The sequence below is a fragment of the uncultured Slackia sp. genome (genome assembly GCF_944321625.1).
GTDB lineage: Bacteria > Actinomycetota > Coriobacteriia > Coriobacteriales > Eggerthellaceae > Slackia.
In genome coordinates, this window is the sequence record NZ_CALUMA010000063.1 from 1 (window position 1) to 7,786 (window position 7,786).

A 7,786-nucleotide genomic window follows, 5' to 3' on the forward strand; every position below is an offset into this window, starting at 1 on the left:
CCGTCCTGATTCGCGGATCGATCAGGATATAAAGCATATCCACGATGATGTTGATAATGATGAAGGTGATGGCCACCACCAGCACGACGCCCTGAACGAGCAGCGTGTAGTTGGACTGGATGCCCGAAACGATGGCCATGCCCATGCCGGGCAGGTTGAAGATGACCTCGATAACCACGGCGCCGCCGATCAGATAGCCGATGCGCAGGCCCAGAACGGTGACCGGGGTAATCAGGGCATTGCGGAGCACGTTGCGCGCGATGACGACGCCTTTGGGAATACCGAATCCCATGGCGGTGCGCACGTAGTCCTTGTCAAGCTCTTCGACCATGGACGTGCGGATGACGCGCGTCAGCTGGCCGGCGACGGGAACGCCCAGCGCGAAGGCGGGCATCGCCATACGCTCCATCCAGCCAGTCGGATCGCTCGAAAGCGAAGGGAGCGGGCCGGAAGCCGGCAGCAGATGAAGCATGGACGAGAACAGCAGAATCAACAGAACGGCCAGCCAGAAGGAAGGCGTGGCGATACAGGCGATCGAGAAGACACGAATCACCTGATCGGGCCATTTGTCTCGATACAAAGCCGAGATGACGCCCAGGATGACCGCGATCACCACGGCGATGATCAGGCCCATGAACGTCAGCTGGAGCGTGACGGGAAGGGCTTCGCCGATGCGGTCGGCCACCGAGGCGTTGTTGGCGCCGTAGGTGCCCAGGTCGCCCTGGACAAGGCCCACCATGTAGTTGCCATACTGGACCAGGATGGGATCGTTGAGGCCGTGCTCCTCACGATATTGCTCGGCCTGCTCTGCGGTCGCATTCTCGCCCAGGACGGAATAGGCCTGGTCGATCGGCGAGAGGGCCATGAGGAAGAATACGAGGAGGGTAACGCCGATGATCATGATGGGCAAAGCGATCAGACGCCTGCCAATCAAACGCAGCAGATTGCTCACCTCGACCCCCTTTCACTTGTCGAACGGACAGATACCAACGGCGCAGCCTTCGTCATCCCCTGGCGTTGCCGTCAAAAAAACGTAATGGTTTATTTTCTCACAAACTCGTCCGCCGTAAGGCATGAACGGCCCTGTGGTTTTACCTTTTTATACCCTTCGGCCGGCGAGTTCGCTCCCCTGCTTTTTACTGGACTGCAAAGAACGTAGACAGGGAAAAGGCCCGCCGAAAACGGCGGGCCTTTGGGTGCATCGCGAACGCGATTTACGCGAGAGGCTTGGCGCCGAGGAAGATCAGGCCCGTGGTGGCGATGGGCTGGAAGCCCTCGATCATCGTGGGCTGATAGCCGGTGGCCAGCTCGCGGTGGAACAGCGGGTACAGCGGCACGTTCTCTGCCAGGATGTCGAAGCACTGGTTCCACAGCTCCTGCTGAGTGGCCTCATCGGTGGCCTCGCGAGCCTCCTGCATGAGGTCCTGCAGCTGCTGCCACTCTTCAGAGCCCTTCCAGCAGGTACGACCCTGGGTCCAGATGTTGTCACCGTACCACCAGTTCATCAGCAGGTCGGGGTCGTTGCCGAAGCAGGTCGGGTCGCCCGGGGTGAGCATGACGTCGTAGTCGAGCACGCCGCCGTCCTCGGGAGCCGCATACTCGGCCCAGTTGATGGTCTGCTCGTTGATTTCCATCGTGACGCCGATGGACTGCAGGTCCTGCTGAATCTGAGCAGCCAGGTCGCTTACCCAGTTGTTGTTGACGACCATGGTGAAGGAGAGGTTCTCCTGGCCGGCCTCGGCGAGCAGGCTCTTGGCCTTCTCGGGGTCGTACTCGTACACCACGGAAGCCTGGTGGAAGTTCGGGTGGTTCTCAGGCAGGAAGCCCTTGACCTTGGCGGCGTGACCGGCCATCTGGTTGGAGATGAGCTGGTCGACGTTGACGGCGTAGTAGAACGCCTGACGCACGCGCACGTCGTCGAAGGGAGCCTTCTTCGTGTTGAACATGAAGAACGGCTGGTTGAAGCCCTGCAGGTACTCAACGGTGGCACCTGCGCCCTGGAGCTGCTCGGCGTTGGCGTCGGGCACGTTCTCCATGACCTGGACGGAAGCCTCCTGGAGTGCGGTGGTGCGGGACGTGTTGTCCAGCAGGATGTTCCACTCCATGGCGTCGGCGCCCGCAGGCAGCGAACCGTTGTAGTTGGGGTTGGGGACGAAGCGGATGGTGCCGCCGTCGTTGCCGTCGACGGTCTCGTACATCCAGGGGCCGGTGCCGATGGGCATGGTGGCCAGATCGTCGTCGGAGAGCGACGCGGGGAACACCTTGACCACGCTCAGACGGCTCTTGAGCAGGCTCTCGAAGGGGTACTTCAGCGTGATGGTGACCGTGGTGTCGTCCTTGGCGGCGACGGAGTCGATGAAGGTCAGGAAGGCGCCGCAGGTGGCGTCTGCCATGTTGAGCTCGAAGGCGTTCACCACGTCAGCGGCGGTCACGTCGGTGCCGTCGGAGAACTTGGCGCCCTCGCGCAGGGTGACCTCGTACTCGGTGTCGGAAACCTTCACGGGCTCGTCAGCGGCGAGCGCGTTGTAGGTGTCATAGGTGTGCAGGTCGAGGTCGTACAGGCCCTCGAACACGTGGTAGGTGGCCGCCAGCATCAGGGCGGAGCCGCCGTTGAGGCCCACAGGATTGACGTTGGTGGACGTGTAGGCGCATGCGCCCGTCAGAACGGTGCTGCCGCCGCCCTCGCCGCCGGAAGCGGAGTCGTCCCCGCCACCGCCGCCGCAGCCATACAGGCCGAGGCCAACCGTGGCAGCAGCCACGGCGCTACCCGCAACGAAGGTGCGGCGATTCATAAGAGCTTTATTTTCCATGATCCTCCCTTTCGACTAATCAGCCGAGCTAAGGGCACAATGCCCCTTGCTAAAAAGATACGTTTTCGAATTTTACTTGATGCACCTGACCCGCCGTCATACAAGCCGTTCGTCGGCGGTGAACGGCAGATTTAACAGGAAAGGAGGTCATTTTTAATGCGAATTTTACATAACGCGATTCCCAAGAAAGCACCCTCCCCTTCACACGACAGCCCGCAAACCCCAATCTCGCATCCGCGACCCCTCATACTCTCCTCTGCATCGCAACTCACAACCTCGATGCCAAGGCATAAAAAATCCCGGTCCCAACAAGAACCGGGATTTGTCCAACCAAGCTCGTAGGTCCAGCAAAAAACAGCGAGTGGCAGTCCGATGCCCCAGGTGGCCCCGCCGCATGCCCAAGCGTACTTCGGTACGCGCAGAGGCATGCACAAGGGGCCAGATGGGACATCCGGCTGCCACGCAGCATCGTAGCGCCTCATAAGAAAAAGCGCCGTTCGGCAGAACGGCGCAATTTCTTAAGCGTTGAAGAGCTCGATGGTGTCGCCCTGCTGGAGCGTAACCATGGCCTTCTTCCAGGTGCGGGTGCGGCCCAACTGGTAGCGCACGCGCTTGGGCTTGGACTTCACGTTGATGGTGTTCACGCGAACGACCTTCACGTTGAAGATAGCCTCGACGGCCTGGCGAATCTCGACCTTGTTGGAGTCCTTGGCCACCTCAAAGGTGTAGGTGTTCTTCTCCATCATGTCGTAGCTGTGCTCGGTGATGACCGGGCGGATGATGACCTCGCGGGGATCCTTCATTATGCAAGCACCTCCTCGAGGCGTTCCAGAGCGACGCCGGTAAGCACCAGCTTCTTGTTGTCAACGAGTTCCAGGGTGGTGACCTCGGACACGGGGACGATGGTCACGGTCGGGATGTTGCGGAACGACAGGAACGTGTTCACGTCGTCGTCAGCGATCACGAGCGTGGTGCGGCGGTCGCAGCCCAGAGCCTTGAGCGCGGCAACGGCGTCCTTGGTGCGGGGCTTCTCGAAGTTGAAGCCGTCGACCACGATCAGCTCGCCGTCAGCCAGCTTGGCGGACAGCGCGGAGCGCATAGCCAGCTTGACTTCCTTGCGGTTCACGCGGAAGGCGTAGGAACGGGGATGCGGGCCGAACACGGTGCCGCCGCCAACCCAATGGGGCGCGCGGATGGTACCCTGGCGGGCACGGCCGGTGCCCTTCTGGCGCCACGGCTTCTTGCCGCCGCCGCGCACTTCGCCGCGGGTCTTGGTGTCGTGCGTGCCCTGACGCAGGCCGGCGCGGATGGAGCGCACGACCGTGTGCATCACATGCACGTTCGGCTCGATGCCGAACACAGCGGCGTTCAGCTCGGCCTCTTTGACCTTGTTGCCGCTGGCATCTTTGATCTCAATGTTTGCCATTATGGTGTACTCCTCTTATAAGGTAAGGTCACTTAAGCCATGCGAACGCGCACGATGCCGTTCTTGCCGCCCGGCACAGAGCCCTTGACCAGGATGAGGTTCTGGTCGGCGTCGACGCGAACGACCTCGAGGTTCTTGACGGTCACGGTGTCGCAGCCCATGTGGCCCGGCAGACGGACGCCCTTGAACACGCGGGAAGGCGTGGCGCACTGGCCGATGGAGCCGGGGATGCGATGGAAGTGCGAGCCGTGGGATGCACGGCCGCCGCCGAAGCCATGGCGCTTGATGACGCCCTGGAAGCCCTTACCCTTGGAGGTGCCGGTCACGTCGACCTTCTTCACCTCAGCAAAAGCCGCCACGGTCTGCTCGTCGCCCGCCTTGTACTCGGACGCGTTCTCCACGCGCACCTCGCGCAGGTAACGGGTGGGAGCGATGCCCTGCTTGGCGAAGTGACCCGCCATGGGCTTGTTGACCTTCTTCTCCTTGATGGAGCCGAAGCCAAGCTGCACGGCCTCGTAGCCGTCGGTCTCGGTAGTCTTGACCTGGCAGATCTTGTTGGGCTCGGCCACGATGACGGTGACGGGCACCACGCGGTCGTTCTCGTCGAAGATCTGGGTCATGCCGATCTTCTTGCCGTAGATAGCGTTGATCATCTCATACACTCCTTACAGCTTGATCTCGATGTCGACACCCGCGGGGAGGTCGAGACGCATGAGCGAATCAACCGTCGAGGGGGTCGGCTCCAAGATGTCGATCAGGCGCTTGTGGGTACGCATCTCAAACTGTTCGCGGGAGTCCTTGTTGACGTGGGGACCGCGAACGACGCAGTACAGGTTGCGCTCGGTGGGCAGGGGAATAGGTCCGCAGACCTTGGCACCGGTCTTCTGGGCGGTGTCGACGATGAGCTTGGTGGACTGATCCACGATCTCATGGTCGTAGCCCTTCAGGCGAATGCGAATCTTCTGATTAGCCACTTTCATTTCCTCCAAATAGCGCGGGCGGTGCCGTTAGGCGTTCTTTCCGCCAGCCTTGCTGATAATCTCTTCGGCCACGTTCATGGGAACCGGCTCGTAGGAGTCGAACTGCATGGTGTAGCTCGCACGTCCCTGGGTGCCGGAACGAAGGTCGGTAGCATAGCCGAACATCTGGCTCAGCGGAACCTTCGCGCTGATGACGGCCGCGTTGCCGCGCTTCTCCTGGCCCTGAATCAGGCCGCGGCGGCTGGGGATGTCGCCCATGACGAAGCCCATGTACTCCTCGGGAGTCTCAACCTCGACAGCCATCATAGGCTCGAGGATGACGGGGTCGGACTTGCGCAGAGCGTCCTTGATAGCCATGGAGCCCGCAACCTTGAACGCCGCCTCGGAGGAGTCGACCTCGTGGTAGGAGCCGTCGATCAGCTCGACGCGCACATCCTCGACGGGGTAACCGGCCAGAACACCGGAGTTCAGCGCCTCCTGGATGCCCTTGTCGATAGCGGGGATGTACTCCTTGGGAACCACGCCGCCCACGATCTTGTTCTCGAACTCGTAGCCCTTGCCGGCTTCCTGCGGGTACATGTTGATGATCGCATGGCCGTACTGACCGCGACCACCGGACTGGCGAACGAACTTGCCCTCGGCGTTCATGCCCTCGTGGCCCGGACGCTCGCGGTAGGCGACCTGCGGCTTACCGACGTTAGCCTCGACTTTGAACTCGCGGAGCAGACGGTCGATGATGATCTCCAGATGGAGCTCGCCCATGCCGGCGATGATGGTCTGGCCGGTCTCATGGTTGGTGGACACGCGGAAGGTCGGGTCCTCCTCGGCCAGCTTCTGCAGGGCGATCATCATCTTGTCCTGCTCGGCCTTGGTCTTGGGCTCGACGGCGATGTCGATAACCGGATCGGCGAATTCCATGGACTCCAGGATGATGGGATGGCCCTCATCGCACAGGGAGTCGCCGGTGGTGGTGTCCTTCAGGCCCACGACGGCAACGATGTCGCCAGCGGAGCACTTCTCCACGTCGACGCGCTGGTTGGCGTGCATCTGCAGCAGACGGCCGATGCGCTCCTTCTTGTCCTTGGTGGCGTTGACCACGTAGGAACCGGCGTCGAGGGTACCGGAGTACACGCGCAGGTAGGTGAGCTTGCCCACGAAGGGGTCGGTCATGATCTTGAAGGCCAGAGCGGCGAACGGCGCCTTGGGATCGGAAGGACGCTCGTCCTCGTCGCCCGTGTCGGGGTTCGTGCCCTTGATGGCGGGAACGTCGACCGGGGAAGGCATGTAGTCGACCACGGCGTCGAGCAGCTCCTGCACGCCCTTGTTCTTGTAGGCGGAGCCCACGAACACGGGGTTGACCTTGCACTCGATGACGCCCTTGCGCAGAGCGGCCTTCAGCTCTTCGACGGAGAACTCTTCGTCCATGAGGACCTTCTCCATCAGGTTGTCGTCGCAGTCGGCGGCGGCGTCCACAAGCTCCTGGCGCTTCTCGGCGGCGAGCTCAGCGAACTCGGCCGGAATCTCATCCATGGGTTCGGGGTAGGTCATGCCCTTGTCGTCGGCCTTGAAGTCCCATGCGGTCATGGTAGCCAGGTCGATGACGCCCCAGAAGTTGTCCTCAGCGCCCATCGGGATCTGAGCGGCCACAGCGTTGGCGCCCAGACGATCGCGCATGGTCTGGATGGCATGGAAGAAGTCGGCACCCACGCGGTCATACTTGTTGATGAACGCGATGCGGGGAACGCCGTAGCGCTCAGCCTGACGCCACACGGTCTCAGACTGGGGCTGCACACCGGCAACCGCGTCGAACACGGCCACGGCGCCGTCGAGGACGCGCAGGGAGCGCTCGACCTCGGCCGTGAAGTCCACGTGGCCGGGGGTGTCGATGATCTGGAAGCGGTAAGGCTTGCCGTTGTCGGCGCCACCGGGGTAGCTCCAGTAGCACGTGGTGGCGGCGGAGGTGATGGTTACGCCGCGCTCCTGCTCCTGGACCATCCAGTCCATAGTGGCAGCGCCCTCGTGAACCTCACCGATCTTGTGGGTCTTGCCGGTGTAGTAGAGGATACGCTCGGTAGTCGTCGTCTTGCCCGCGTCAATGTGGGCCATGATGCCGATGTTACGAGTATCCTGAAGAGAGATCTTAGGAGTAGCCATTGATGCTTGCCCTTCTCTTACCAGCGGTAGTGCGAGAACGCACGGTTGGACTCGGCCATCTTGTACAGGTCCTCACGCTTCTTCACCGAAGCGCCGGTGTTCTCAGACGCATCCAGGATTTCGGCGGCAAGACGCTGAGCCATGGTGTGCTCCTTGCGCTTGCGGGAGAAGTCCACAATCCAACGGATGGCGAGCGTAGTAGCGCGACGGGGGTTGACTTCCATCGGGACCTGGTAGGTAGCGCCACCAACACGCTTCGGCTTGACCTCGAGCGTGGGGCGGACGTTGTCCATGGCCTTCTTGAACACGGACAGGGGATCCTGCCCGGACTTGGCGGCAACGATGTCGAATGCGCCGTAGACGATGCGCTCGGCGAGGGACTTCTTGCCGTCAAGAAGAACTTTGTTGATCAGCTG

General features: G+C 61.7%; 8 protein-coding genes. All 8 read right to left on the reverse strand.

Annotated features, from left to right (window positions below; translation table 11 throughout):
* Nucleotides 1-952: ABC transporter permease (locus Q0J60_RS05790; protein WP_294439429.1), on the reverse strand; the 952-nt coding region annotated here is incomplete at its 3' end.
* Between the two features lie 262 nt (nucleotides 953-1,214).
* Nucleotides 1,215-2,810 carry an ABC transporter substrate-binding protein gene (locus tag Q0J60_RS05795; protein WP_294439431.1) on the reverse strand — a complete coding sequence of 532 codons (1,596 nt, stop codon included), beginning with the start codon at nucleotides 2,808-2,810 and terminating at the stop codon, nucleotides 1,215-1,217.
* A 518-nt stretch (nucleotides 2,811-3,328) separates the two neighbouring features.
* The gene (gene rplW, locus Q0J60_RS05800) at nucleotides 3,329-3,613 is read right to left on the reverse strand and encodes a 50S ribosomal protein L23 (RefSeq protein ID WP_294439433.1); all 285 of its coding nucleotides are present in this window, start codon (nucleotides 3,611-3,613) and stop codon (nucleotides 3,329-3,331) included.
* Nucleotides 3,613-4,236: a 50S ribosomal protein L4 gene (gene rplD / locus Q0J60_RS05805; RefSeq protein ID WP_294439435.1), complete on the reverse strand. Its 624-nt coding sequence runs from the start codon at nucleotides 4,234-4,236 to the stop codon at nucleotides 3,613-3,615. Before rplD ends, rplW begins: the two co-directional genes overlap by 1 nt.
* Before the next feature lie 32 nt (nucleotides 4,237-4,268).
* Nucleotides 4,269-4,889 carry a 50S ribosomal protein L3 gene (gene rplC, locus Q0J60_RS05810; RefSeq protein WP_294439437.1) on the reverse strand — a complete coding sequence of 207 codons (621 nt, stop codon included), beginning with the start codon at nucleotides 4,887-4,889 and terminating at the stop codon, nucleotides 4,269-4,271.
* A gap of 12 nt (nucleotides 4,890-4,901) precedes the next feature.
* Nucleotides 4,902-5,210, reverse strand: coding sequence for a 30S ribosomal protein S10 (gene rpsJ, locus Q0J60_RS05815; protein ID WP_123209459.1), 309 nt, complete (start codon nucleotides 5,208-5,210; stop codon nucleotides 4,902-4,904).
* Nucleotides 5,211-5,243: 33 nt separating this feature from the next.
* A complete protein-coding gene (fusA, locus tag Q0J60_RS05820; protein WP_294439441.1) occupies nucleotides 5,244-7,370 on the reverse strand; it encodes an elongation factor G in 2,127 nt (708 codons plus the stop codon).
* Between the two features lie 17 nt (nucleotides 7,371-7,387).
* Nucleotides 7,388-7,786: 30S ribosomal protein S7 (rpsG, locus tag Q0J60_RS05825; RefSeq protein ID WP_294439443.1), on the reverse strand; the 399-nt coding region annotated here is incomplete at its 5' end.